The organism is Frankia torreyi (assembly GCF_000948395.1).
Classification (GTDB): domain Bacteria; phylum Actinomycetota; class Actinomycetes; order Frankiales; family Frankiaceae; genus Frankia; species Frankia torreyi.
Window position 1 is genome coordinate 71,421 of record NZ_JYFN01000022.1, and the last position, 24,770, is coordinate 96,190.

Sequence of the window (24,770 nt, forward strand, 5' to 3'; positions counted from 1 at the left end):
GTCACTCCGATGCGGGTTGATGGTTCCTTCTGGTAACTGGACCGATTCTGCGGAACCATCGAGTGCCTCGGAAGACGGCACTATTTTCTGCCTCGGTGACGTGGAGGTAACCATGCGCGCGAAGTCCGCCGTCGGCGACGAGGGTGGCCCGAGCGGCGATGGGGATGGCCGGAACGACGGTGTGGTCGGCCGGAACGGCGGTGTGGTCGGCCGGAACGGCGGCGGGCCGGCCGACACGCGGGCGGCGGCGGTCCTGGCGGTCCGCGACGATGCGACGTGCCGGGTCCGCGAGATCCTCGACCGGGTCGGCGACAAGTGGACGCTGGCGGTGGTCAGCGAGCTCGGTCGGGGCAGCCACCGGTTCACCGAGCTGCGGCGGGCCGTGCCGGGCATCAGCCAACGCATGCTGACCTCGACCCTGCGCGGGCTTGAACGCGACGGACTGGTCCGCCGGACCGTGCATCCGGTCGTCCCGCCGCGGGTCGACTACGAGCTGACCGAGCTCGGCCGGACGCTGCTTGACACGGCCTGGGCGCTGATGAGCTGGGCCCTGGAACACCTGGACCAGATCGACGACGCGCGCCGGGAGTACGACGGGCGTTGACCTCAGGCGCCGGACAGCAGCGGGGCCAGCCGTTCGAGCTGGTCGACGGCGGCCGGCAGGCCGACGCCGAGCGGTAGGCACCCGAGGCCCCTCGGCCTCCTCATCCCCTTCCGCCGCCCGGCCCCGCAAGGTCCCGCCCGACGGTGCGGCATTACCTCGCGCGTCATCGACGGGATGTGCGGGTGGCCGGAGGATCGGCGCGGCGGGGNGGNTCCCTCGCCGCCACCGATCCGATTCCGTTCTCGGCACCGATCGGCCGGCCGCTCGCGTGGGCGGCGCCGCCGTGGGGATGCCGGCTGCTCTGGGAGATCCGTGACCTCGTTTACGCAAGCTCCGCCGCGGACCGACGGTGCGCAAACGGCCGGCTGGCTGCCACTGGTCGTGGTGCTCGCCGGCACGTTCGTCACCTTCCTCGACTTCTTCATCGTCAACGTCGCGCTGCCGTCGATCGAGACGGACCTGGCCGCCGGGTCGGCGACGCTGTCGCTCGTCGTCGCCGGCTACGGGCTCACCTTCGCGGTCGGAATGATCACCGGCGGGCGGCTGGGCGATCTCTACGGCCGACGCCGGATGTTCCTGGTGGGGCTCGGGCTGTTCACCCTCACGTCGGCGGCCTGCGGCCTCGCTCCGAACGCCGAGGTGCTCGTGGTTGCCCGGTTCCTGCAGGGCGCCGCCGGCGCGCTGCTCACCCCGCAGGTGCTGGCCATCCTCGGCACCCTGTACGCCGGGCGGCGCCGGGGGCCGGCGTTCGCGGCCTACGGGTTCGCGATGGGGATCGCCGGGGTCCTCGGCCAGCTCATCGGCGGCGCGCTCATCGAGGCGGACCTCGCCGGCTCGGGCTGGCGGGCCGTGTTCCTCATCAACGTGCCGGTCGGCCTGCTCGCCCTGCCCGCCGCCCGGCGCGTCCTGCCGGAGTCGCGCGGCCCCCGGGCGCGGCTGGACCTGGCCGGCGTCGCGCTCGTGACCGTGGCCGCGACCCTGCTCGTCCTGCCGCTGGTGGAGGGGCGCGAACACGGCTGGCCGGGATGGGTGTGGTGCTGCCTGGCCGCCGCGCCGGTCGTGGCCGGCGGGTTCGTCGCCCGCCAGCGCCGGCTCGCCGCCCGCGGCGGGGCGCCGCTGATCGACCTCGGCCTGTTCCGGCATCGCGCCTTCGCGGCCGGCACGTGCGTCGCGCTGGGGTTCGCCCTGATCCCGAGTTCGTTCTTCTTCGTCCTCGCGCTCCACCTCCAGCAGGGACGCGGCTACGGTGCGCTGTTCTCCGGGATCGTCTTCGCCGCCGTCGGCGCCGGCTACATGCTGGCGATGTTCCTGGCCGGGCCGCTCGGCGACCGGCTTGGTCACCGGGTCCTCGCGGTGGGCGCCCTCGGCGTCGCCGCCGGCTGCGCGCTGCTCGTGGTCACCGCGTCGGCGGCGAGCGCCCTCGCGATGGTCCCCGGGCTCGCGGTGACCGGGCTCGGCATCGGCCTGGTGCTCGTCCCGCTGTCCTCGACGGTGCTGGCGGGCATCGACCCGCGCCATGCGGGCGCCGCGGCGGGGGNGCTGTCCATGGCGCAGCAGACCGGCGGCGCGCTGGGGGTCGCCGTGATCGGCGTGGTGTTCTTCGGCGCGGGGTCGGCCGAGGGCGCGTTCACGGCGAGCCTGCGGGTGCTGGTCGGGGTCGCCATCGCCGTGGCTGCTCTCACCCGGCTGCTGCGTCCGAGCGCAGCAGCCGGGCGGACCAGCCGGGTGGGGGTGCCGGGGGCGGCGTCGGATTCGGCGCCGACGGGACGGATGACGGGTGCGGGATCAGTCGCCGAACAGGCTGGCCGAGTCCGCGGTCCGGTAGTCGGTCGCCTTGGTGCCCTTGACCGTGGCGACGACCGAGCCCGTTGAACACAGCGCCTTCAGGCTCGGGACGGCGGTGCCGTCGCAGGTGAACGTCAGCCCGTCGCCGGCCGGTAGCACGACGTCCTTGGCGGCCTTGAGCGTGCTGGTCACGGAGGCGGGGGTGACGTCTCCGGTGAGGCCCTTGAGGGCGCGGACGAGGCCCAGCAGGTTCTGGTAGCCGGTCACCGCGTAGCCGTCGAGGGCTGTCTTCGGCGCGTACCTGCCCATCACCGTCCGGTAGAGCCGGGACTCGGCGTTGTCACTCTCGGTGTCACCCGGGGTGAACAGCGTCGCGCCGTCCAGCGCGCCGGGGGCGGCGTCCTCGACGGTCTTCGACAGGCACGGCTGGATGACGAACTTCGGCTGGGTGGCGTTGACCGCGACCAGGCCCTTGAGCACGGTGCTGCAGAAGGTCCCCTCCCCGACGAGGATCACGGCGCCGGGCTTCTTGCCGATCGCCGCGGTGACCTGGGAGGTGGCATCCGGCGTGCCGAGCGGGATCGGGACGATGTCGAGGCCGACGCCGGCCTTGGCGAACACCGGCTTGCCCAATGCGTTCGCGCCCGCGGTCACGGCGGGGGCGTCCGTGACGAACAGGGAGACGCTCTTGTAGCCCTTGTCCTTGGCGGTCTGCGCCATGACGCCGAGCGTCGCCGGGAAGCCACCGGTCCAGGAGAAGGCGCCGTCGGTGACGAACTCGGTGCCGCTGGCCGCCACGCCCGTCGTGTAGGGGATCCTGGCGCCGGTGATGACCGGGACCATCGAGTCGGCGAAGGCCGTGGTGCCGATGTTCACGGCGGTGACCTTCTGTTCGACCATCTCGTTGGCGCAGGTGCGGGCGGAGGCCGCGTCCTCCTGCGACTTGCAGACGACGAGCTGGATGGGCCGCCCGCCGATGCCGCCGAGGTAGTCGTTGGCGTAGGCGGTGGCCGCCTGGGCGCCCTCGCGGACCTCGGGCAGGGACACCGCGCTGCCGCCCTCCGCGGTGATGAAACCGATCTTCACCGGCGCACCCGCCGCCTTCGTGCCCGGGGGGAGCGTCGCGGTCGACCCGGCCGCCGGGGTCGCGCCCCCGGCGCCTCCGCCGCCCCCGCTGCCTCCGTCGCTGCCGCACGCGGCCGGTAACAGGCCCAGGCCGACGGCCAGGAGCGCCGCTCCCACCCGTGCCCGGCGCGGACGCCTCCCCCACATACCTGTGCTGCCCACAGCCCCTCCATCTCGTCCACTCGGCCCGTCGGAAGGGCTCGGCGGCGAGAGCCGGGTATGTTACCCAGCTCACATGGTGAGCTATGTTATCCAGGTGATAGATCCGGTCAAGGGGGTCGGCCGTCGACGGATCACCCGGCAGGGGCGCCGTCCTCCAGGTAGACGGGCAGGAGCGAGGCTGCCAGGCACGCGGCGATCCGACGGGACAGGCGCGCCGCCGCCCGCTCGGCGACCTCGGCGGGAGTGCAGTACCGGGCCGAGCGGATCTCCGCGGCCTGCAGGACGAGCGCGTCCACCGGGATCGGCGGACCGTCCACGGCGAACAGGAACCGCAGCGCGTCCGCCCGGCGCGGGGTGGCGGCGAGGTGGTCGACGCAGATCAGCCGCCCGACCGGCAGGTCGAGCCCGAGCTCCTCGCCCAGCTCGCGCTGCGCGGTCTGCCGCGGGGACTCGCCGGGCTCGGCGATCCCGCCGGGGACCTCCCAGTTCGGCTTGTACGTCGGCTCCACCAGCAGCACCCGCCCGGCGTCGTCGAGCAGCAGACAGCCGGCCGCCACCGCCTTCCTCGACCGGGCCACGTAGTCGTCGAGCAACGCCGTCATGGCCGGCACGCTACCGCTCGTTGATCGGGTCTCCGGCCCGAACGCCGCACCTGACGTGCCGGAAAGTCGCCGGCAGTCCTGCCCGAGCGGCGTGCGACGGCCTTTTCCGGTGGCTCTTTCGGGTTACCGCCTTCGGGTTACCGCCGCGCCGGCGTCGCCCGGCGGGTGGAACGGCCCGGGGAGGTGGAACGGCCCGGGGAGGTGGAACGGCCCGGGGAGGTAGCCGGCACAGTTCCGATCCGGATGCCGGTGGTGTGCGTCCGGTCCCGCAGCGGGCGGCCGGGCTGCTCGCAGGACTCGTTCCCGGTGTGGGCCTCCCCGGTGCGGGCCTCCCCGGTGTGCGGCTCCCCGGTATGCGTCCGTTCCCAGGCTCCGCTGCCCGCGCGTGGCCTGTGGCCGGCCCTCGGGTCGAGGACCCCGCCCCGGTCGAGGACCCCGCCCCGGTCGAGCACGATGAGCGCGTCGGCCTGGGCCACCAGGCGCGTGTCATGGGTGATCACCAGGACGGTCCGGCGGGCGGCGAGCCGGCGCAGGGAGTGCACCACGAGCCCGGCGACGTCGTCGTCGAGCCCCGCGGTCGGCTCGTCGAGGATGAGGACGGGCGAGTCGCGCAGCAGTGCCCGCGCGATCGCGACCCGTCGCCGCTGCCCCCCGGACAGTCGTCGGCCGCTCTGACCGAGCGGCGTCTCGTAGCCGTCGGGCAGCCGGAGCGCGAAGCCGTGCACCCCGGCGGCGCGCGCGGCCGCGACGACCCGGTCGGGGTCGGCGTCCGGGATGCTCCAGGTGAGGTTCTGCCACAGCGTGCCGTCGACGAGCTGGCTGTCCTGGGCCACCACCGTCACCGCCCGGCGCAGCGACGCCAGGGTGATGTCACGCAGGTCCTGCCCGTCGAGCAGCACGCGCCCCGCCGACGGGTCGTGCAGCCGCACCATGAGTTTCGTCAACGTCGACTTCCCCACGCCGCTGGGGCCGGTGAGCACGGACAGCTCGCCGGGACGCAGAGTGAACGAGACGTCGTCGAGGGTCGGGCGGGTCGCCTCCGGGTAGGCCAGGCTGACCCGTTCGAAGCGGAGGTGCCCGCGCACCCGCTGCAGCGGCCGGGCGTCAGGGTGATCCTCGACCTCCGCGGGATGGTCGAGCAGCTCGATGATCCGCTCGCCGGAGCTCACCGCGGTGCCGACCGACACGACGAGTTCGCCGAGCTCCTGCACCGGGCCGTACAGGTAGCCGAGGAAGCCGGCGAAGGACAGCAGGCCACCGACGGTCAGCCGGCCCGCGGAGATCTCCCAGGTGCCCATGTACAGCACGGCCAGCACGAAGACCGTCTCCAGCAGCGTGGCCAGCACGGCGTTCGCCGTCGCCATCCGGTAGGCGACCAGCCGGGCCTCGAACCAGGCCATGCCGTGCTGGCGCAGCCGCCGCCGTTCGTGCTTCGCCATCCCGTGCGTCTGGATGAGGGAGTTGGCGGTGATGTTCTCCTCGACCACGGCGGCGATGCGGCCCTCGGCGGCCCGCTCCTCCTGCGCGACCTCGTGCACCCGGCCCGCGAGCCGGCGGGTGAGCAGCCAGTACAACGGTGCCGCGGCGCAGGCCAGCAGCGCCAGGTCCCAGCGCAGTACGAAGGCGGCCGCGGTGAAGCACACCGCGCCGCAGGCGGCCGTGGTCGCTCCCACCAGCCCGCTGGCGGCGAGCTCGTCGACGGCGTCGACGTCCGAACCGAACCGGGTCATCAGATCACCGGCCGGCCGCTCGGCGAAGAAGGCCGGTGACATGGTGTGCAGGCGGTCGAGCATCAGCTCGCGCAGCCGGGTCAGCAGCCGGCCCGACGCCTTCGCCTGCAGGCAGTGGCCCACGTAGGAGCAGGCGCCGCCGGCGACGGCGACGGCGAGCCACAGGACCGCCGGCATGAGGAAGGCCTGCGGCGAGGCCTGGACGAGCGCGGAGTCGGTGAGCCGGCCGAACAGCCAGACTGTCACGGTCTCGCCGGCCGTGCTGGCCAGGACCAGTGCCGTCGCCGCGAGGAGCAGGCCGCGCTCGGGTCGGACAAGCGGGAGCAGCCGCCGCAGCACCCGGCGGGCCGCAGCGGTTCCGCTTTCGTCCGCGGCCGCGCCGGCCGCGGTACGCGCCGCGTGTCGCGCGGACATCTGTGCCGCCCTTCCCGGCGGACCCGGGGTGCGGCGACCATGGTCGCCGCACCCCGAGCTGTCACCGCTGAATCGCTCTTACCGCTGAATCGTTCTTACCCGTGGAACGGCTTCTTCGGCAGCGGAGGAGGCAGCGGCTTCTTGTGCTTCTTCGGCTTCGGCGGCGGCGGAAGAATCTTCTTGAGTGGCATTGTCGAATTCCCTTCTGATTTGTCGACGGTATTGCCGACCGGAATCCACGATAGTGCGCCGGAGGGGATTTCTCCTGTGGATTGCCTGGGTGTTCCTGTGGCTTCGCTGTGATGGTGGAAATCACAGCGATGATTTTCGAGAGGATTTCGATCCGGTGTTCATGGAGGGCCCCTGTTTGCGCTGGGTGGGATTTCTGATGCCGAGTGTCGCGAGATCCGCACGGTGTGCGGTCGATTGGTTTCGGATCGTGAGAGGGGTGGCGGTGGCGATCGGCGGTGGCGATCGGCGGCGAAGGATCGGCGCAGGCGGCGGCGAAGGTCGGAAAGCCTGCGCGGCGGCGCCGGGGGGACGGGACCCGAGGGGGGTGGCCCGAACCGGGGATGGGGAGGGAGCGGACGGAGTCCGGGCGGGCCGGCATGAGACGGGCGGCGAGGGTCGGTTGCTGGTAGGTCTGTCAGGACAAGTCCGGCGCGGCCGGCGGAGACCGGCGTCCGTGGGCCGCGTGCCCACGAGTTCCGGTGAAGGCAGGACCTGCGGACGCAGGCAACCCATGAAGGCTCGACCCGTGGAACGGAGACACCGATGAGCCCGCAGTTCCGGACGCTGAAGTTCGAGCGTGACGGCGGAGTGGCCCGGATCACCCTGGACCGCCCCGACGCCGCGAACGGCGTCAATCAGGAGATGGCCGCGGAGCTGGCGCGGGCGGCGGCCGTCTGCGACGGCGACCCGTCGGTCCGGGCCGTGCTGCTGACCGCGACCGGCCGTTTCTTCACCGCCGGCGGCGACGTGAAGGAGATGGCGGACCACGGCGACCGCATCGGCGTGGAAATCAAGAAGCTCGCCGACGACCTGCACCGGGCCGTGTCGATCTTCACGCGGATGAACGCGCCGCTGATCGTCGCCGTCAACGGCGTCGCCGCGGGTGCGGGGGTCAGCATCGTGGCCGCCGGCGACCTGGTCCTCGCGGCCGACTCCGCCACCTTCACCATGGCCTACACCAACGTGGGGCTCAGCCCGGACGGCAGTTCCTCCTACGCGCTGCCCCGGTTGATGGGGTTGCGCCGCACGCAGGAGTTCATGTTCCTCAACCGCCGGCTGTCCGCCGCCGAGGCGCTCGAATGGGGGCTGGTCACCCGGGTCGTGCCGGCCGAGGAGCTCGCCGGTGAGGCGACGGCGCTGGCGCAGCGGATCGCGGCGGGTCCGGCCGACTCACACGGGGCCATCAAGCGCCTGCTGGTGCAGACGTTCGCCAACGGCCTGGAGACGCAGATGGAGCTGGAGGCGCGCGAGATCGCGCGCAGCGCGGTCGGCGACGGCCGGGAGGGCATCACGGCCTTCGTCGAGAAGCGCGCCCCGAAGTTCACCTGACCGCAGCGTCGCCGCGGCCGTCCGGCCCATACAGCTCCGCGCACGTCCTGATATGACTTCTCCACCCGAAATCACCGCCGGTGGGCGGTCGGATGCGAGGAGCGCACCTTGGAGAGCCTGCGGCGGTGCGCCGGAGAGCAGGTCGAAGCGTCCGGTCGCACCCGTGGGCAACGGCGACGCCGGCTGCGGCGGATCGCGGCCGCCGCCGGCCTGGCCGGTCTCGTCCTCGGCGCCTGCTCCAACGGTGCCGGCCTCGGCGAGGCTCCCGATACGACCGGCGCTGGAGCCAGCGCCGACGCCGGGGACGGGTCGTGGCACGGCGCCACAGAGGTCGCCGGGCGGTGGCGCAGCGGCATCCGCGCGGTGGAGTCGCCGCTCGCCGCCGACGACTCCGTCGTCTTCCACGCGCTGACAGCGGCGGGCGACTTCGAGATGGTGAGCCTCGATCCAGGCTCGGGCCGGCGGCGGTGGACGGCCCCGGCAAGCCCGTCGCGGGTGCCGCCGGGGGTGGGGCTGCGCACCATGACGCTGTCCGGCGGCAGGGTCGTCGTCTGGATGGAACCCGGGCAACCGGTCTCGGCCGGCACGGTGACGGCGGGCGGCGTGTCCGTGGTCGCCGCGGAGGCCAGATCCGGCCGCCGACTGTGGTCCTATGGCGACGGGCGCCTCGAGCTGCCGTCCGCGCCGGAGATCTGCGGGGAAGGTGACGTCTGCGTGCCAGCCGGCAACGGGTCGGGTCCGATCATCCTGGACGGTCGCACCGGTGCGCCACGCAACTCCACGGCGGAACCCGCGAACCTCGCGGGCCCCGGCCAGATCCAGCGCCCGCTCCACCATCCCGATCCGGCGACCCCGACCAGGCCCACGATCATGACGGCCTCGATCGTGACGGCGTCCACCGTGACGGCGTCCACCGTCGAGGTCGAGACCGCGCCGAACCCGAGATACTTCCGCTCCATCGGCGCCGGGCTCTACGACAACGGACGGGACCTGATCGCCTACACCGAGGCCGGGGCCGAGCGTTGGCGGCGGCCCTACGCGACCCTGTTCCGAGGCCTGAACGTGAGCCCCGGCTACGGTTGGAAGGTCGGCCTGAGCAACGACCTCTACGTCGTGTCGCTGGGTTACGTCCCGTCGCCCGAGCAGCTCGCTGCGGACCGGTCCGGCGCCCCGCTGACCCGGGACGCAGCCAGGCTGTGGGCAACCGCCGCCTTCGACGCGCAGACCGGCGAGACACTGTGGGTCGCGCCGACGGCCACGACGTACTGCGGCGGCCTGGACACCGACATCCGCAATCCGATCCGGTGCACGTACGCAGGCACCGTTCGGTACGGCGCGCAGGATTCCTCGGTCGAGGGCGTGCAGGTCACGGTGGAGGGATTCGGGGTCGAGAGCGGGCGGACGACCTGGCGGTGGGTGGCCGGGGCGGTTCCGGGCCTCGTCTTCGGCACCGCGACGGGCTCGCCGGACATCCTGCGGGTCGACGACACCCGCTACGCCGTCCGGACCCCGCAGCGGACGATTCTGCTCGACGTCGCGAACGGCCCGCTGGACGACCCGCCCCCGGCATCCGGGTGGTGTTTCACGGGCGCCCTGGCGAAGCCCGGCTTCACCATCAAGGGAACCGGCGATGCCCAGTACAAGGACGAGCGCTGGTATCCGTGCGCCGGGGGCGGAGCAGTCGATGTTCCCAGCACGACCCCGCGGTTCGCCGGCGCGCTCGTCGGCAACATGTACGCCTGGCGTGACGCCGACGGCCAGGTCCGCGGCGGCCACGTGGGCTGACTGTCGTCGGCGTCCCGTGAATCCCCGGGCCGACGAGGTCTACTCCCAGCGGTCGACCGGCCAGCCGACTCGGGTGAGGGGGTGCCGGGGGCGGCATACCGTTTACCTGCGCGCGGGTTCTACTGGAGGATGCCACTGTGACTGACTTCGGGCTGGTTCGGCCGCCTGTCCTGGCGGGGGCCGCCCTGCTGCGGGACGAGCCTCTGCGGCAGGACACCGGGCGGCAGAAGGAGGCCTGGGCGACGGCCCGGGTCGTCCTCGTCGACGAGGAGGGCCGCAGCCCCGTGCGGTGGGGGCCGCCGGTCGACGGGTCCGGCGCCGACGCGGTGCCCGGCGTCGACGACGCGGGCGCCAACCCCAGGCTGTGGATGCCGCCGGCGACCGAGGTCGCTGGTTCCCCGCCGCCGGACGCGCTGCTGCTCGGCGAGGCCGACGGGGTCGCGTACTGGGCGGTGCGCGGCGGCGCGGAGCAGACCGCGGCCGGCGACGAGGTCCGGTGGCTCAACCTGTTCTCGGTCGGCGCCGAGCTCGGCGAACGCGACGCTGCGCTGCTGGCCGCGGGGGTTGCCCTGCTGAACTGGCACGGCCGGGCCCAGTTCTGCGCCCATGACGGTTCGCCGACCCGGCTGGCCAACGCCGGCTGGGCGCGCGTCTGCGAGGCGCAGCACCACGAGGAGTACCCGCGGACGGACCCGGCGGTGATCTGCCTGGTGCACGACGGCGCGGATCGGATGCTGCTCGGCCGCCATCGGGCCTGGCCGGCGGGCCGCTTCTCGGTGCTCGCCGGCTTCGTCGAGGCGGGCGAGTCGCTGGAGGCGTGCGTGGCGCGCGAGATCGGCGAGGAGGTGGGGCTCGACGTCACCGACATCCGCTACCTCGGCAGCCAGGCCTGGCCGTTCCCGCGGTCCCTGATGCTCGGCTTCCACGCGGTGGCCGATCCCGCCCAGCCGCTGCGCCTGGACGAGACGGAGATCAGTGAGGCGCTGTGGGTGACCCGCGACGAGGTGCGCGAGGCCCTGGCCCGCGGCGACGGCTGGGCCACCGCGGACGATTCACCCGCGACCGCCACCCCGCCGATCCGCCTGCCCGGCCGGATGTCCATCGCCCGCACCATGATCGACTCCTGGTCTGCCGCCGGCTGACCGATCCGGCAGCCCCGCAACCACGATGCGGTCCATCGGGTTGCGGCCGGCCACCGCGGTCAGCGCATCATGGCGGTCGGCGCATCATGGCTTGCGCGCGATGCCGCCGTAGACGCTGACCTGCGCGTCGGTGAGGTCCTCGGTGGTGGGGTCGGGGCGCCAGCGGTGGACGACCTGGACGCCCGGGTCGATGAGCTCCAGGCCGTCGAAGAAGCGCTCCACCTCGGCGCGGTGGCGCAGGCGCATCGTGACGCCGCGGCTGCGGTAGGTCTCCGCGGCCGGTTCGAACGTCGGGTCGTGGTCGCCGGTCGCGTTCGTCAGTGCGAGGTAACTACCGGACGGGAGTGCGTCGACGAGCCGGCGGACGATGCCGTACGGGTCGTCCGCGTCGTCGATGAAGTGGAAGATCGCGATGAGGGAGAGCGCGACCGGCTTCGTCAGGTCGAGGGTGCCGCGCAGCTCGGGGGAGGCGAGGATGCGCTCGGGGTCGCGGATGTCGGCGTCGAGGTAGGCGGTGCGGCCCTGCGCGGTGCTGGTCAGCAGCGCCCGGGCGTGGGCGAGGACGATCGGGTCGTTGTCGGCGTAGACGACGCGGGTGTCCGGCGCGATGCCCTGCGCGACCTCGTGCAGGTTCGGCGAGGTGGGGATGCCGGTGCCGATGTCGAGGAACTGGCGGACGCCGACCTCACCGACGAGGTGGCGCACGGCCCGGATCAGGAACGCGCGGTTCTGCCGGGCGGCGTTGCGGGTGTTCGGGAACGCGGCGATGGCCTGCTCGGCGGTCTCCCGGTCGGCGGGGAAGTTGTCCTTCCCGCCGAGGTAGTAGTCGTACATCCGGGCCGGATGGGGAACCCCGGTGTTCAGGTCCGCCGGCTGGACGTCCGCCGCCACCGGCGTGAACCAGCCCGTCCCGGTCGTGCCCGCCCCGGCCTCGCTCATCGCCGTCGACCCCCTACGTTTCGGCGCGATCGTCCCGAATCACCTTAGACGGGAGGGGACGCCGGAGGGACCGGCGGTCCGCGTGCACCGCCCGCCGCCGCGTCCGGACCGGCGCCGTCCGGTGCCGGCGGTGGACGGCCCGCCGATGGGCGCGGCGGCGAGCCGGCGGGTCAGGTATAGGTCAGTAAGTCAGGTAGTCGATAGGTCAGGTAGTCGACTCGGCGGTTGGGATGCCGCCGGCGCGACCGACCGATCGTGACCGAAGGAGCCGCATGACCGAGCCCGCCGCCATCACCGGAGCCGACCTGGGCGCCGCCGAGCAGGCCGTCCGCTACGAGCTGGCGACGTTGCACTTCGGCCTGGCCGACGGCGGGCGGGCCGCCGAGGGGGTGCTGCCCTGGGTGGAGGGCGAGGGCGCGCGGGGTCGCCTGCTCGGCTGCTGGCAGACCGAGCACGGCCCACTCGGCCGGCTGTTCGTCCTGCGGTCGTTCGACGATGACGGCGAGCTCGCGGCCGAGCGAACCCGAGCCCGCCTGTCCGCCGCCCCGTTCGGCGCCGGGCCCGGCAGCGTCGTCACCGACCTCTCCCTGGCGAGCTTCGCGCCGTTCCCGTTCGTCCCCCCGGTCCGACCCGGCGAGTTCGGCAGGGTCTACGAGATCCGCGACTACCACCTGCGCCCCGGCGGCCTGTCGCCGACCATCGAGGCCTGGCGCGGGGCGTTGCCCGCCCGCCACGTCATCGACCCGCTGACCGTCGCCATGTACGCGCTCGACGGCCCGACGCGCATCATCCACATCTGGCCGTTCGGCGGCCTGGACGAGCGGGTCGAGATCCGCCGCGACCTCGCCGCCCGCGGCATCTGGCCCCCGGCCGGCGCCCCGGAACAGATCCTCGACGCCCAGTCGATCATGGCCTGGCCGACCGCCTTCTCCCCGCTGCACTGATTCCGCCCCACCTGGGTCGGGGCAGGGTCGGACCTCGCGCGGTCGGGTCACCGCGGGAATGTGCCGCCGTGGGCGGTGAGTACCTCGTCCATCACCCGCTCCTCGTGCACGATCGCCCGGGTGTCGTCGAACGCCGTCGCGAGATCGGGATCCCACGGGGTGGGTGGGGCCGGGGCCGAGTCGCGGGGGAGGTCGACGTTTTCGGCGCGGGCCGCGGCGAGGGCCGCGGTGTAGTCGGCGGCCGACATGTGGAACGGTGTGCAGCCGGCCGCCCGGGCCCGCGCCGTCATCGCCAGGCCGGCGGCGTCGAAGTCGCCGTGGTAGCGCAGCTGTGCGCCGCTCGCCCGCAGCCGCGCGATCGCCTCCGACGGGGCGGTCGCCGGGTTGCCGCCCGTGCACAGCACCGCCGCGGGCAGCCGGCGGCGGGCCGCGGCCTCGACCAGGCGTGGGTTCTCGACCACGAGCACGGGCGTGCCCGCGACGACGGCGATCGGCGCCGCGCGCAGCGCCAGCACGGTCAGGTGCACAGGCAGCCCGGCGGCGGTCATCGCGCGGGCGGCCAAGGCCGCGGCCGAGTCGCCGAGTAGCGGCAGTGCCCAGGTCAGGACCGGCGCGGAGACGAGGTCGAGCGGGATGCCGGCGCGCTCCCAGGCGGCCCGCTCGCCCGCCGGGCCGTCCCGGGCCACCAGGGCCCGAGTGACCAGGGCGGTCAGCCGGGTGGAGCTGTCCAGCGCGTGGGCGTCGCCGCATTCCCTGGCGGCGATCTCCCCACGGCTCAGCCCCGAGCCGGTGTGCGCGAGCACCGCCGCCACCGTGCGGACCAGGGCCGCGACCTCGTCCGGCGCGCGGCCGGCGAACAACCCGTCGGACCAGGCCGCGTCCCGCCAGCCGGTCGCCCAGCCGGTCGCCGAACCGGTATCCCGGTCCGGCCGCGGGAGGGCCGCGAGATGGGTCTCGACCGCCATGTCGAGGGCGGCCCGGCGTCGCCGGGACTCCTCGCGCCGTACCAGCGCCGCCTCGTGGCGCCCTCGCGGCGCGTAGCCAAGGGCGGTGAGCGCCTCGACGAGCCCGGTCCCGGTCAGCCGTTCGACCGCGGCGGCCACGTCGGTGAGCGGCAGCGCCCGGCGTCCCGCGGGCACGGGCCGTTCCACCATGACCCCGAGGCGGCGGCGTCCCTCGGCCGGCAGAGCGGGCAGCGCGAGCCGGCCGCGCCAGTCCAGGCCGTTGCGGTCCAGCGCCGCCGCGACGGACTGCCACAGCGGGCGCAGCGCCGGATCGGCCAGGAACGGGTGCGCGTCGGAGGTCTGGGCGCCGGTCTCGGCATTGCCCGGAACCGTCGGTGGCCTCACAGCAGCATTGCCTGCTCGGGCTCGTCCGCCGGCGGCTCGCTTCGAGGTTCGCTGACCGTGACGCGCGCGGCGAACCGCGCGGCGGCGGGACGGGGGCACAACCGGCCGTCGGGCTCCCACCGGACCAGCCCCATCGAGGCGAGCAGCGCCACGGCCTCGTCGCGCAGCCGCGCCGGCTCGGCCACGGCGTCCTTGCGCCAGTACCGGCCGTAACGTTCGAGCAGATCGTCGAGCTCGTCGTCGACGTCGTCCGTGGTGGCGCCGCCGCGGTGGCGGGCGACGAGCGCCTCGACGAGCAGCAGCGCCGCGTGCGCCGTCGTCCCGCCCGCGGGGAACACCACGTCGCTGCATCCCCCGTCGATATCGATGGCGGCGACCCCTTCGGCCCGGGCCTCGACGAGCAGACCGAACATCTCCTCGCAGTAGCGGGCCTCCTCGCCGAAGCGGCGGCGCAGCTCCGCCCAGTCCTCGGGCGCCACGTCGTCGGCGTACAACACCGGGTCCTCCACCAGCCGCCGGCGCAGCGCCGCCCGACCGCGCCCCTCGCCCCCGGCCCGTTCCAGCAGGTCGGCGGCCGATCGTGCCCCCACCAGCGCCGGCGCGGGCAGCATCGCCAACCGGTCGTTGCGGATCTCCAGCAGGGCGTCCGCACCCTCGTCCGTCTCGTAGCCGCTGACCGACCGGTCCAGCTCACGCACCACGCCGTGCTCGATGAGGAACCGCAACGCGGTGACGAGGGCCCGCCGTTCCCCCGCGGCACCGTCCAGGGTGATCTCCGCGTCGGCCGCCGCGGATCGCACCTGCAGCACGAGGTCGCGCAGGCTGATCCGGTCGGGGCCCGCCGCCGTCGCGGCCAGGACCAGGGCGAGCACGACGTACTGGCGGGTGGTGAACGGATGGTCGGTGTGGGTGCGCAGCGGCCGGTCGGGCGGAACGTAGCCGGACTTGACCAGCCGCGCCGTGTCGGCGCCGACGACGAGCCGGTAGCCCAGCCGCTGGGTGAACCAGCGGTCGAGCACGTCGGCATGCCGGCGGATCAGGACGAACAGCGACCGGTCGGCCTCGGCCGGGCGCCAGGGCCGGGCGAGCAGCGCCCGTGCGGCGGCCGTCAGCTCGCCGGGCCGCTGCGGATCGTCGCGCGTCATCACGCCTCCCGCAGCGGGAGCAGGGTCAGGGCCAGGTCGTGCACCGTCAGGGTGCCCACCGGGGTGCGTAGCGTGGTCGGCTGCCCCGGTCGACGTTCGACGACGCAGCGCAACCCGTCGGCCTCGGACTCGCCCTTCGACCGGCTCGGCCCCATCGCCGCGACGGCCGGTCCCAGCAGGCGTTGCAGGCGGGCCAGCGCCGCCTCGGACAGCGGGGTGCCGTCGCCGAGGGCGCCGTCGGGGCCGGCGGCGGCCAGCAGCTCCTGGCGCGCCGCGGCCTCCCGCTCCTGCGCCGCCCGGCGTCGGGCCAGCAGGTGCGCCCGTTCCCGCGAACGGTCGAGGATCTGCCCGGAGCGGCCCCGGTTGGTGGTGTCGCCGCGCTGGCGCAGGCTGACCGGCACCCGCGCCACCGGTGCGTTCCACCACGACGTGGCGGACGGGACGGGATCGGTCTCGTCGCCGGCCGCCGCGGCGAGGTGCCGGGCGCCGAACAGGCCGAAGGCGGCCGCCGCGAGCCGGTGCGACTCCTGCGGGCTGTCGCGGCCGGCCTGCTCGAACCAGGCGGCGAGGCGCAGGTAGTCGGCCCGCCGGGAGGTGCCGCCGACGCCGGAGCGGGACAGCCGGGTGAGATTCTGGGTCAGGGTGCGCACCGCGTTCACCGCATCGTGGCCGAGGGTCGCGACCCGGCTCGGAGTGCCCGGCCGTCCGAGGAACCAGGCGGTGAGGTTCTCCCAGTCCGCCGCGCTGCTGCCATGCTCGGCGCGAACCCGCACCCCGGTCAGCCCCGCCTCGGCGACCCGCGCGGCCAGGCCGTCCCGGGCCCGGGCCACCAGCACACCCACGTCCGGGGCCAGCACCGCGAGCAGCGCGGCGATTGGCCGGGCCCGGCGTTCCAGCGCCTCCAGCCGCTCGCCGACATAGCCGACGAGCACCTCGGAGAAGAACGCGAACTCGGTCTCGTCGAGGTCGAACCGCGACTGCCACTGGTTGATCGCGGCGAAGAACTGGGTGATCTCGGCGGAGAAGGCGCGGTGCGGGTCGAAGACGGCCCGCACGTGGTCGGCGAGCACCGCCGGGTCGGCACGTTCGAGGTCAAGCCGCAGCAACGCGTCCAGCGCGGCGGCGAGCGCGTCGAGCCGGCCGAGGGAGACGTCGCGGACGTCGTCGACCTGGGCGAGTACGCCCTCGACGAGTTCGTGCACCTCCTGCCCGATCCGGGTGATGAGATACCGGTTGCGGCGCCGGTAGTAGTCGGCGACGGTGCCGACCGTGCCGACCGACGCCGACACGTCGAGGTTGCCCCACTCGCGCAGCTTCTCCAGCCGACCGGTGACCGTCTCGATCGGGAGGATCACGCCCGCCTCGGCGAGCCGGGCGGTGATGTCGTCCGGGGTGAGCTCGGCGAAGAAGGTTCCCGCGAAGATTCCGAGGATCACCCGGTAGTCCGGGCTCTCGGTCACGTAGGCGAACACCGAGGCGTGCACCTCGCCTCGGCTCGCGCCCGTGGTACTGCTCGACCCGGCGGTCCCGGCGTCGCTCATCGGGACGCGACCGCCAGCTCGGTGCGCGCCCGGCCGTCCCAGTGGTAGTGGACCAGCGCGATCGTGCGCAGGTCCGGGTCGCGCAGCACCTCGATGATCGACAGTTCGGGTACGTCCGCGTGGGTGCCGAACAATCGCTCGCTCGTCACGACGAAGTCGAGATCCAGGCTCACCAGCAGGCCGAACAACCGAGCGTGGTTGTCCTCCGACACCTTCGCGAAGGCATCGTCGAGCAGGATCAGTCGCGGCGCGCCGACGCCGTGGGGATCGTGGGCGGCCGCCGACGCGGAGGCCGCCGCCGCCATCGGCAGGTAGGTGACGAGCTTCTTCTCTCCCTCCGACAGCCGGGTCCGCCGGCCGAGCAGCTCGTCGGCGCGCCCCGGCCGGCACAGGTAGATCCGCAGTTCGTACCAGTTCCGGTAATCGAGCACCACGCCGATGACGTCTCGGTAGGACGCCTCGGGACGCTCGGCGCGGGCCTCGTCGACGAGGCCGGCGACCGCGGCGCGCACGGCGGCGTCCTCCTCGGCGGTGCGCGCGTCCGGGTCCTTGGCCAGCAGCCGCAGCGCGGTGGCGGTGGCCGGGTCGAGATCGCCGCGGGTTCGCCAGTCGAGCCGGACGCCGATGCCCTGGCTGGTCGTCACCGCTGTGAGGACCGCGTTCATCCGGTCGATCAGCTCCCGCGCGTCGAACAGCGCGCGGGCGACCTCCTGGGCGACCCGGCCGTGCAGCAGGTTGCGCAGCGCCTGATCCTGCTGGGCGGTGAGCAGCCCGCGGGCGCGGCGCAGGTCGGCCGCGACCTGGATGGTGGCGTCGGGCAGCACGCGGCGGCCGTAGGGGCCGGACACCTCCACGGCCAGCGGCGCGCCGTCCGCGCCGCGGCGGGACTCGGCGTCCCAGCCGGCGCCCAGGCCGTCCCGGATGGCGCGCAGCGAGCGGTGCAGTGCGTCCTCGTTGACGTCGCGCTCCGGCTCCGGCACGCGTTCGCGCAGCCAGGAGACCAGCCGGGACGTCCCCTCGATGGTGTCCGGCGTGGACGGCGGTCGCACCTGCCCGTCCTGTGCAGCCTGTTCGTCCTGGTCTGCCGGTCCGCTGTGGTCCTCGGCGTCGCTGTGGTTCTCGGTGCCGCTCGGACGTTCCCGGGCGGACGCCGCGAGCAGGCCGTCGACCGTGGCCACGGCGAGCAGCTCCGTCCGCTGGTCGCGGCATGCCCGCTCGGCCCGGTCCGCGGCGTCCGCGGCGCTGTCCGCCCTCTCCCGCGCCGACACCGACAGGCCGAACGCCTCGGTGTGGGCGCGGCGGGCGGCAGCCAGCTCACCGTCGATCCGGCCACACCTGGCCTCCAGCTGGATGATCTGCTCGGCAACCCGGCGCGGTTCCTCACCGAGCGCCGCGCGGGCCGCGGCCAGCTCCTCGGTGGCCGTCTCGGCGGCCAGCCCCGTCTCGGCGGCCTCCTCGGCGGCCCTGGTCAGGGTGTCGGACTCCGCGACAAAGGCCGCGACGGCCGCCGCCCAGTCGTCGAGGGAACGCCTGGCAGCCTCCACTCGCCCCGGCATCCGGTCCAGCTCCGCCTGGGCGTCGGTGACCGCGGCTGCGGCGCTGGTCAGTGCGTCGTCGTCGAGGGGGAGCCGGGCGGCCGCCGCGCCGGTCTGGGCCCGTGCCCAGGTCTGCTCGGCCGCGCGTTCGGCGCTGACCGCAGCCTCGCGCGCCTCGGCGGCCCGGCCGGCGGCGCGCCGGGCGTCACCGGTGGCGCCGAGGGCGGCCGCCGCCGCGTCGTCGACCGGCGCGGTGGACGGCACGGTGCGGGCGTGGGTGCGCAGCGCCTCGGCGTGCCGCCGCAGCGTGCCGTGCGTCTCCCGCTGGACGTCGCGGCGCCGCTCGGCGACGTCCAGCGCCGCGGCGAGCTCGGCGATCCGGCGCTGCCGGGCCGCGGCCCGCGCGCCCGCGCCGACATGCTCGGCACCGGTCTTGGCGTGCCGGCCGCGCAGCGGTCCCGCGGCGAAGGCGCCGTCGACGTCCACCCACAGCGCGGTCCCGGCCGCGGCGCCCAGCCCGACATGCTCGAGGACGCGGCGCACGGCGTCCGCGCCGACCGCCGCCCCGACCGGCAACGCCGGGACGAGCGCGGCGGCGAGGTTCGGCGCCACCGCGGGTCCCGGGACGACGAGCAGCTCGCCCGTCGCCGCCAACACGCTGCCGTCGTCGAGCACCCGTGCCGTCAGCAGCCCGACCGCCTCGCACGCCGCCTCCAGACCGGCCCGGGCGGCGTCGTCGAGACCGGGGGCAAAGTCGACGAGCGAGGCGAACAGGGCGGCGTCCGCCGGTTCCGCGGCGCGCCAACCACCCCGCGGCAGCGGTAGCTCGGCGGCGGCCCGCACCGCGGCCAGCTCCGCGGCCAGCCCAGTGGCCTCGAACGTGGCCGCCTCGACGCGGACCCCCGCCGCCGCCACGGCCGCGGCCAGCGCCTCCGTGGCATCGGCGGCAAGGGCGGCCGCGGCGTCGACGCGGGCGCGGGCGACGGCCCGCAGCTCGTCGCCGCCGGGGTCAGGCGCGGGTGGCACGGGCAGCCAGCCCGCGGGGCCGGCCGGCTCGGCCGGCGGCACCGCCCGCAGCAGCTCGGCGAAGCGCCCGGCCCAGTCCAGCACGGCGGCGCGATGGCGCTCTCCGGCCGTCGCGGCCTCGTCACGGGCCTTCGCCGCGTGCTCGCGCGCCCGGTCGGCGTCGACGCCAGCCGTCTCGGCGACGCCGTTCGCCGTCGCGGCCGCGCTGTCGGCCCTTTCCGCGCCCCGTAGCAGGTCGCTCACCTCGCGCACGTCCTGGCGGCGTCGACGCAGCGCGTCTGCGGCGGACCGCAGGGAGAGTTCGGCCAGCGGGTCGACGCCCGACCGCGGTCCCTCCACCCCACCGGCGTGGGGCTCGACCCGCAGCACCGGTGGGTCCGGCAGGCGCAGCGGGACGGCCGCGGGCAGAGCCCGCCGAGCGACCTCGGCCAACCCGAGTCGGATCCGGTCCAGATCGCCATCGACGCGGGCCCGCCGGGCGGTCACCGTCGTCGCGGCCACGCCGACGCGACGCTGGGCGTCCGTTCGCTGCGCCGCCATCCGCGTCGCCTGCGTGCGCAGGTCCGCCACGTGCTGCTCGCGGGCGAGCAGGGCCTGGTGGTCGCGGTAGGCGGCGGAGTTGCGCAGCCCGGTCAGGCGCGCCTGCGTCGTGGACTGCTCCTTCACCAGTGCGTCGACCTGGGCACCGAGCCGGCGCTCGGTCTCGACCGCCGTCTCGGCAGCGGTGCGTAGCCGCCCCCGCTGCTGGGCCGCCGAGCGGGCCGCGCTGACCACGGTCACCGCCTGCGTCGCCGCGGCGAGCAGCACCCGGCGACCGTAGTGCCGGTAGGTGTCGAGCAGGCTGCCCAGGGCGCGGTCGGTCTGCTCCAGCGCGGTGACGTTGCGCCGGTGGTCCTCGAGGTCCTCCAGCGGCTGGGCGGCGTCGGCGATGGCGTCCTGGGGCACCGGCGGGAGCGCCTCCCGCAGGCGTTGCGGCAGGTCGGCGTCGATGCGGTCACCGACCCGTGGGTTGCGGATCTGGTGGAGCAGCGCGAGGTAGCCGGCCGGGTTCGCGCCACCGAACAGCCGCCGGGACACCTCGTCCTGGTAGTCCGCGGCCCTGGCGAACACGGCCTCCGCCCCGAGTTCCGCGCGCAGCGCATCGATGGTGAGGGGGGTCCGGTCGGCGGTGAGGGAGAAGTCGATCCGGGCACGTCGGGGGGTGGAGAACCACCAGGAGGTGACCCGGTCGGTGCTGCGGTTCGCCCGGATGCCGCAGCCGAAGCAGTGGTAGCGCACCCCGCCGGGGACCTCGTCGTCCGGCCGGGCGAACTCGATCCACAGGTAACCGGTGCGCTGCGTTTCCTCGGTGTCGGCGAGCATCCACGAACGCAGGACGCCGGTCTGCTCCCCGGCAGCATCGATCCGGCGAGTGTCGGCCTCCAGCAGGAACGGCAGCAACATGTTCATCGCTGTCGACTTGCCGGAACCGTTGACCCCCCGCAGCAGCAGGCGCCCGCCCGCGAAGTGCAGCGTCTCATCGCCGTACTGGTAGACGTTGAGGATTCCCGCCCGCGACGGCCGCCACCGCGCGGCGGCGACCGGTGCCTGAGTCGGGCCCGGGGCCAAGGTCAACAGGCTCCTCTTCTCTCAACGGGTCCGTGTCCGGCGTGCCCTACCTACCGATTGTTACACGTCGCGGACAGTCGTCATCCCCTGTGACGGAGCCTTCTCTGCGCTGCGCCGACTCTCGGTCGCGGGCCCGCGGGCTAGGCCAGGTGGCCCCAGCCGTCGTGGTAGGTGATGTCCTCGACCGGGGGCCAGACAGCGGGGTGGAAGGTGTCGGTGGTCGTGTAGGCGACGGCCAGCATCGAGATCTGGGTGACGTCGGCGGGAATGCCGAGAATGCCGGCAACCTCCTGCTCGCGGCCGATCAGGTGGTAGCCGACCATGGTGCTGCCGAGGCCGCGGGCGCGCAGGGCGAGCTGGAAGCTCCAGATCGCCGGGTAGACCGAGCCGTAGAAGGCGGACAGTTCCCCGTTGTCGCCGGCGGGGCGGCCCTGCATGCACGGCACGACCAGCACCGGGACGCGGTGCAGCGTGTCGAGCAGGTGCTTCCCGGAGGCGAGCGTCCGGGCGTCGACCAGGTGCCCGTACTTCGCCTGGGATTCGCGGCCCACCTCGCGGATCGGCGCTGCGATCTTCTCGCGCAGAGCCTGGTCGCGAACCACGATCCAGCGCAGGTTCGAGCGCAGCATGCCGGCGGCCGGGGCCTGCTGGGCGATACGCAGGCAGTCGGTGAGGACCTCGGGTTCCACCGNCCGGTCCAGATCGAGCTTGCGGCGGACCGAACGGGTGGTGGTGAGCAGGGTCTCGGCGTCCACGGGATCCTCCACTGAAGCCAGCGTTGAAGCCGGCACTGGACCAACACTTATGCCGTAAGCTTACAAGGTAAGTATCGTAATATCACGCCCGCCGACCCCTGCTCTGCCCAGCTGTTTTCGGAGGCGATCCGTGCCGCGTCAGACCCTGAGCCGGCGGACGGTTCTCGACGCCGGGCTGCGGCTCGCCGACGAGCGTGGCCTGGCCGGTCTGACGATGCGCCGGCTCGCGGCCGAGCTCGGGGTGGAGGCGATGTCGCTGTACAACCACGTCGCGAACAAGCGTGACCTGCTCGACGGCATCGCGGCGCGCGTGTACGAGTCGATCCCGTTGCCCGATCCCGCACTCGCCTGGGACGAACGGCTGCGGTTGCTGGGCAACAGCGCGTTCGCGGCGTTCGCGGCCCATCCGGTCGTGGCCCGAGCGGTGGTCGCGGGCCAGGCCGACCCGCGTTCGGTCCGCGCGCTGCGCGTCGTCGACGAGTTCTTCGGGGCGCTTCTCGACGCCGGGCTCGACGGGTCGAGCGCCGTACGCCGCTACCGGTCGCTGGTCGGGCTGCTGTTCGGCGCGGTCCTGGTCCAGACGGCGAGCCCGGCCGGAGCGCAGACGCACCAGGCCGACCTGCTCGACGACTGGTCGCGCACGGCGGCGCGCAGCGAGGAGCTACCGCACCTGCGGCTCATCCTGCCCGTCATGGCCGCCGACGAATGCCGGCCGGACTTCGGCCCCGAGCTCGACCTCTTCATCGACGGCCTGCGCCCCGCGCGCCCGGGCGTCCCCGCCTCTGCCCCCGCCTCTGCCTCTGCCCCCGCCTCTGCCTCTGCCCCCGCCTCTGCCTCCGCGCCCAGGCTCTGACGCGGCCTGCCGCCGTCGACCGATGCCCCTGGACGACCCTTAGCGTAAGGCTTACGCTAATCGCCTCCACTCCCCGGACGACGATGGGATGACGCCATGTACGGATCGGTAATGACGCCGGCCGCCGGCCGCCGGCCGCCCCGCGATCGGGTCGCGGCATGACGGGCCTGGTGCAGGGTGTGCGGCACGCCACGGTTGCGCGGACCGTCGCCGAGCTCGCCGCGCTGCTGGGCAGCGAGGGCGGCACGCTCGCGCTCAGCGCGGTCGACGAGCGCACCGGCGCGGTGGACCTGTCGTTCCGCCTCGACGACGCGGACTGCGGGGACAACTGCGCCCTGCCGCCCGACCAGTTACGGCAGGTGGTCGAGACCCGGTTGCGCAGCGCCCTGCCCGGCCTCACAGCGGTGCGCATCGACGACTCCCGCCGGCCGGTCCCCGCCGGTGACGGCGTCGCCGGCGATGGCCGCGTCGCGCCCGCCGGCCCGGGGCCTTCGTCGATCACCGTGCTGGACCCCACCGGCGGCGTCGTGCCCGGTGACGCCGATCCGGGGCCGGATCTCGGCTCGCTGCGGGGCCGGCGCATCGGGGTGCGGGTCGACGTCCTGTGGCAGGCGTGGGACCAGACCGTCGACGAGTGGATCGCCGAGCTGGAGCGGGCCGGCGCGATCGTGACGACGTGGCGGCGTGCCCAGGGGCTCAAGGGCGCCGAGGGCGAGCGCAGGCAGGCGGAGTACGACGCCTTCGTCGGCGGGGTCGACGCCGTGATCTCGGGCCTGGCGAACTGCGGTTCGTGTACCTCATGGAGCGTCAAGGACGGCCTGAACGCCCTCAACCGCGGGCTGCCCACGGTCGTCGCGGCCACCGAGCACTTCGTCGGCCTCGCGCGTACCCTCGCCGCCGACAACGGCCGGCCGGGCCTGCGCCTGGTCGAGCTGCCCTCGTCGCTGAACACCCTGCCCGAGCAACAGGTGCGCGCGCACGCCCGCTCCTCGTTCCCGGCGCTGCTCGACGCCATCGGGGCGGTCGTCCGATGACCACCGTGACCACCGCGGGCACCGCCACCACCGCGGGCACGGCGACCGTGGGCACCCCGACGTCCGCGCCCCCGGCGCTGGCGAGCGTGGTCCACGAGGTGCCCGCCGACCAGGAGGCCTTCGACGCCCTCGCGCGCGAACGCGGCTGGAGCGACGGGCTGCCGCTGGTGCCGCCCACGCCCGAGCGGGTGGCGCGCTACCTCGCCGAGTGGGGGACGCCGCCGGACGAGGTGATCGGCGCGCTGCCGCCGTCGAGGGCCCCCGTCACCGCGGAGAAGCTCGCCGTCAACGCGGTGATGGCCGGCGCGCCGGCGGCCGCGCTGCCGCTGCTGCGCGCCGCGGTGGAGGCCGTCGCCGACCCCGGCTACGAGCTGCACGCCCTGAACGCCACGACCGGCTCGGTGACGACCGCCCTGATCGTCAACGGCGCGCAGCGGCATGCGCTGGGCATCCCGTTCGGCGCCGGTTGCCTCGGGGGAGCGGACGGGCGGGCGGCGTCGATCGGGCGGGCGTTGCAGTTGGTCATGCGCAACGTCGCCGGTCAGCGGGTCGGCGTCACCTCGCAGAGCACGTTCGGTCAGCCCGGCCGGGTCAGCGGCATCGTCTTCGGGGAGTGGGAGGAACGCTCGCCGTGGGCGCCGCTCGCCGAGCGCCGCGGTGTGCCAGGCGACGCGGTGACGGCGTTCGGCACGATGGGGACGGCCAACATCTGCGAGGTGGTGGCCACCGACGCCGACGTGCTGCTCGAGTTCGTCGGGCGCGCGCTGGCCCATCCCGGGGCCAACGGCTACCTCGTCCAGCTCTCGTTCGCCGAGGTCGTCATCGCGCTCAACCCGGTCTGGGCCGCGCTCGTCGGCAAGGCGTACCCGGACGTTGACGACGTGCGCCGCATCCTGTGGGAGCACGCCTCCATCCCGCTGTCGGAGTTCCCCCGCCAGCATCAGCGCCAGTACTCCGACATCGGGTGGGTGGACGCGCGCGGCCGGGTCCCGCTCACCCGCCGGCCCGAGGACGTCCTCGTGATGGTCGCGGGCGGTCTCGGCGGCCTGCACGGGGCCGCGCTGCACAGCTGGGGCACGACGATCACCCAGACCCGGCCCGTCCGTCCGTGACGCCCGGCCCCGCCCGCAGC

At 74.4% G+C, this 24,770-nt stretch carries 19 protein-coding genes and 2 pseudogenes; 11 read left to right on the forward strand and 10 right to left on the reverse strand.

Annotated elements, in window-relative coordinates:
* Positions 1–112 precede the first annotated feature (112 nt).
* The 3 genes and pseudogenes from FF36_RS15155 to FF36_RS40000 all read left to right on the forward strand — a co-directional run.
* Entirely contained in the window at positions 113–604 is a 492-nt protein-coding gene (locus FF36_RS15155; protein ID WP_242418924.1) for a winged helix-turn-helix transcriptional regulator, read from the forward strand.
* A gap of 384 nt (positions 605–988) precedes the next feature.
* A partial coding sequence (locus FF36_RS15160; protein WP_242422531.1) for an MFS transporter occupies positions 989–2,141 on the forward strand: 1,153 nt, incomplete at its 3' end.
* Between the two features lies 1 nt (position 2,142).
* Positions 2,143–2,476 (forward strand): annotated as a pseudogene (locus FF36_RS40000) (MFS transporter); the annotation flags it as partial.
* Here FF36_RS40000 and FF36_RS15165 read toward each other — a convergent pair.
* The 3 genes from FF36_RS15165 to FF36_RS15175 all read right to left on the reverse strand — a co-directional run bounded on the left by FF36_RS15165 (position 2,390) and on the right by FF36_RS15175 (position 6,422).
* On the reverse strand, positions 2,390–3,475 hold the full coding sequence (locus tag FF36_RS15165) for an ABC transporter substrate-binding protein (protein ID WP_110431456.1): 1,086 nt from the start codon (positions 3,473–3,475) through the stop codon (positions 2,390–2,392). The pseudogene FF36_RS40000 and the gene FF36_RS15165 overlap by 87 nt on opposite strands.
* A 332-nt stretch (positions 3,476–3,807) precedes the next feature.
* The gene (locus FF36_RS15170) at positions 3,808–4,278 is read right to left on the reverse strand and encodes an NUDIX domain-containing protein (protein ID WP_044885748.1); all 471 of its coding nucleotides are present in this window, start codon (positions 4,276–4,278) and stop codon (positions 3,808–3,810) included.
* A gap of 137 nt (positions 4,279–4,415) precedes the next feature.
* Positions 4,416–6,422 (reverse strand): ABC transporter ATP-binding protein, encoded by a 2,007-nt coding sequence (locus FF36_RS15175; RefSeq protein WP_044885713.1) that lies wholly within the window; start codon positions 6,420–6,422, stop codon positions 4,416–4,418.
* 39 nt (positions 6,423–6,461) lie between these two features.
* Here FF36_RS15175 and FF36_RS35460 point away from each other — a divergent pair, with 39 nt between their 5' ends.
* From FF36_RS35460 to nudC, 4 genes are all read left to right on the forward strand, one after another.
* Positions 6,462–6,725 (forward strand): hypothetical protein, encoded by a 264-nt coding sequence (locus FF36_RS35460; RefSeq protein WP_157871718.1) that lies wholly within the window; start codon positions 6,462–6,464, stop codon positions 6,723–6,725.
* Between the two features lie 471 nt (positions 6,726–7,196).
* Positions 7,197–7,982, forward strand: a complete 786-nt coding sequence (locus FF36_RS15180; protein ID WP_044885714.1) for an enoyl-CoA hydratase/isomerase family protein — start codon at positions 7,197–7,199, stop codon at positions 7,980–7,982.
* 108 nt (positions 7,983–8,090) lie between these two features.
* Positions 8,091–9,767 carry a PQQ-binding-like beta-propeller repeat protein gene (locus FF36_RS15185; RefSeq protein WP_044885715.1) on the forward strand — a complete coding sequence of 559 codons (1,677 nt, stop codon included), beginning with the start codon at positions 8,091–8,093 and terminating at the stop codon, positions 9,765–9,767.
* A 137-nt stretch (positions 9,768–9,904) separates the two neighbouring features.
* Entirely contained in the window at positions 9,905–10,909 is a 1,005-nt protein-coding gene (gene nudC, locus FF36_RS15190) for an NAD(+) diphosphatase (protein ID WP_044885716.1), read from the forward strand.
* An 84-nt stretch (positions 10,910–10,993) separates the two neighbouring features.
* Here nudC and FF36_RS15195 read toward each other — a convergent pair whose 3' ends face one another.
* Entirely contained in the window at positions 10,994–11,848 is an 855-nt protein-coding gene (locus FF36_RS15195; RefSeq protein ID WP_044885717.1) for an SAM-dependent methyltransferase, read from the reverse strand.
* A gap of 272 nt (positions 11,849–12,120) precedes the next feature.
* On the opposite strand from FF36_RS15195, the gene FF36_RS15200 reads away from it, so the two are divergent.
* Positions 12,121–12,792 (forward strand): NIPSNAP family protein, encoded by a 672-nt coding sequence (locus FF36_RS15200; protein WP_052681139.1) that lies wholly within the window; start codon positions 12,121–12,123, stop codon positions 12,790–12,792.
* A 47-nt stretch (positions 12,793–12,839) separates the two neighbouring features.
* Here FF36_RS15200 and FF36_RS15205 read toward each other — a convergent pair whose 3' ends face one another.
* The 6 genes and pseudogenes from FF36_RS15205 to FF36_RS41470 form a co-directional block, all read right to left on the reverse strand.
* On the reverse strand, positions 12,840–14,141 hold the full coding sequence (locus tag FF36_RS15205; protein ID WP_082121932.1) for a DUF2399 domain-containing protein: 1,302 nt from the start codon (positions 14,139–14,141) through the stop codon (positions 12,840–12,842).
* Positions 14,138–15,286, reverse strand: a complete 1,149-nt coding sequence (locus tag FF36_RS15210; protein WP_044885718.1) for a TIGR02678 family protein — start codon at positions 15,284–15,286, stop codon at positions 14,138–14,140. The genes FF36_RS15205 and FF36_RS15210 overlap by 4 nt, the downstream gene beginning before the upstream one ends.
* Positions 15,286–16,827 (reverse strand): TIGR02677 family protein, encoded by a 1,542-nt coding sequence (locus FF36_RS15215; RefSeq protein ID WP_044885719.1) that lies wholly within the window; start codon positions 16,825–16,827, stop codon positions 15,286–15,288. The genes FF36_RS15210 and FF36_RS15215 overlap by 1 nt, the downstream gene beginning before the upstream one ends.
* Positions 16,824–21,002, reverse strand: coding sequence for a TIGR02680 family protein (locus tag FF36_RS15220; RefSeq protein ID WP_157871719.1), 4,179 nt, complete (start codon positions 21,000–21,002; stop codon positions 16,824–16,826). Before FF36_RS15220 ends, FF36_RS15215 begins: the two co-directional genes overlap by 4 nt.
* 134 nt (positions 21,003–21,136) lie before the next feature.
* On the reverse strand, positions 21,137–21,687 hold a 551-nt coding region (locus FF36_RS15225; RefSeq protein WP_277912941.1), incomplete at its 5' end, for a nitroreductase family protein.
* 1 nt (position 21,688) lies between these two features.
* A pseudogene (locus FF36_RS41470) lies at positions 21,689–21,787 on the reverse strand (hypothetical protein); the annotation flags it as partial.
* 94 nt (positions 21,788–21,881) lie between these two features.
* Here FF36_RS41470 and FF36_RS15230 point away from each other — a divergent pair.
* The 3 genes from FF36_RS15230 (at position 21,882) to FF36_RS15240 (ending at position 24,750) form a co-directional block, all read left to right on the forward strand.
* Positions 21,882–22,604 (forward strand): TetR family transcriptional regulator, encoded by a 723-nt coding sequence (locus FF36_RS15230; protein WP_242422529.1) that lies wholly within the window; start codon positions 21,882–21,884, stop codon positions 22,602–22,604.
* Between the two features lie 158 nt (positions 22,605–22,762).
* The gene (locus FF36_RS32825; RefSeq protein WP_052681140.1) at positions 22,763–23,638 is read left to right on the forward strand and encodes a UGSC family (seleno)protein; all 876 of its coding nucleotides are present in this window, start codon (positions 22,763–22,765) and stop codon (positions 23,636–23,638) included.
* Positions 23,635–24,750 carry a hypothetical protein gene (locus tag FF36_RS15240; RefSeq protein WP_236705859.1) on the forward strand — a complete coding sequence of 372 codons (1,116 nt, stop codon included), beginning with the start codon at positions 23,635–23,637 and terminating at the stop codon, positions 24,748–24,750. Before FF36_RS32825 ends, FF36_RS15240 begins: the two co-directional genes overlap by 4 nt.
* The last annotated feature ends 20 nt before the right edge of the window (positions 24,751–24,770 follow it).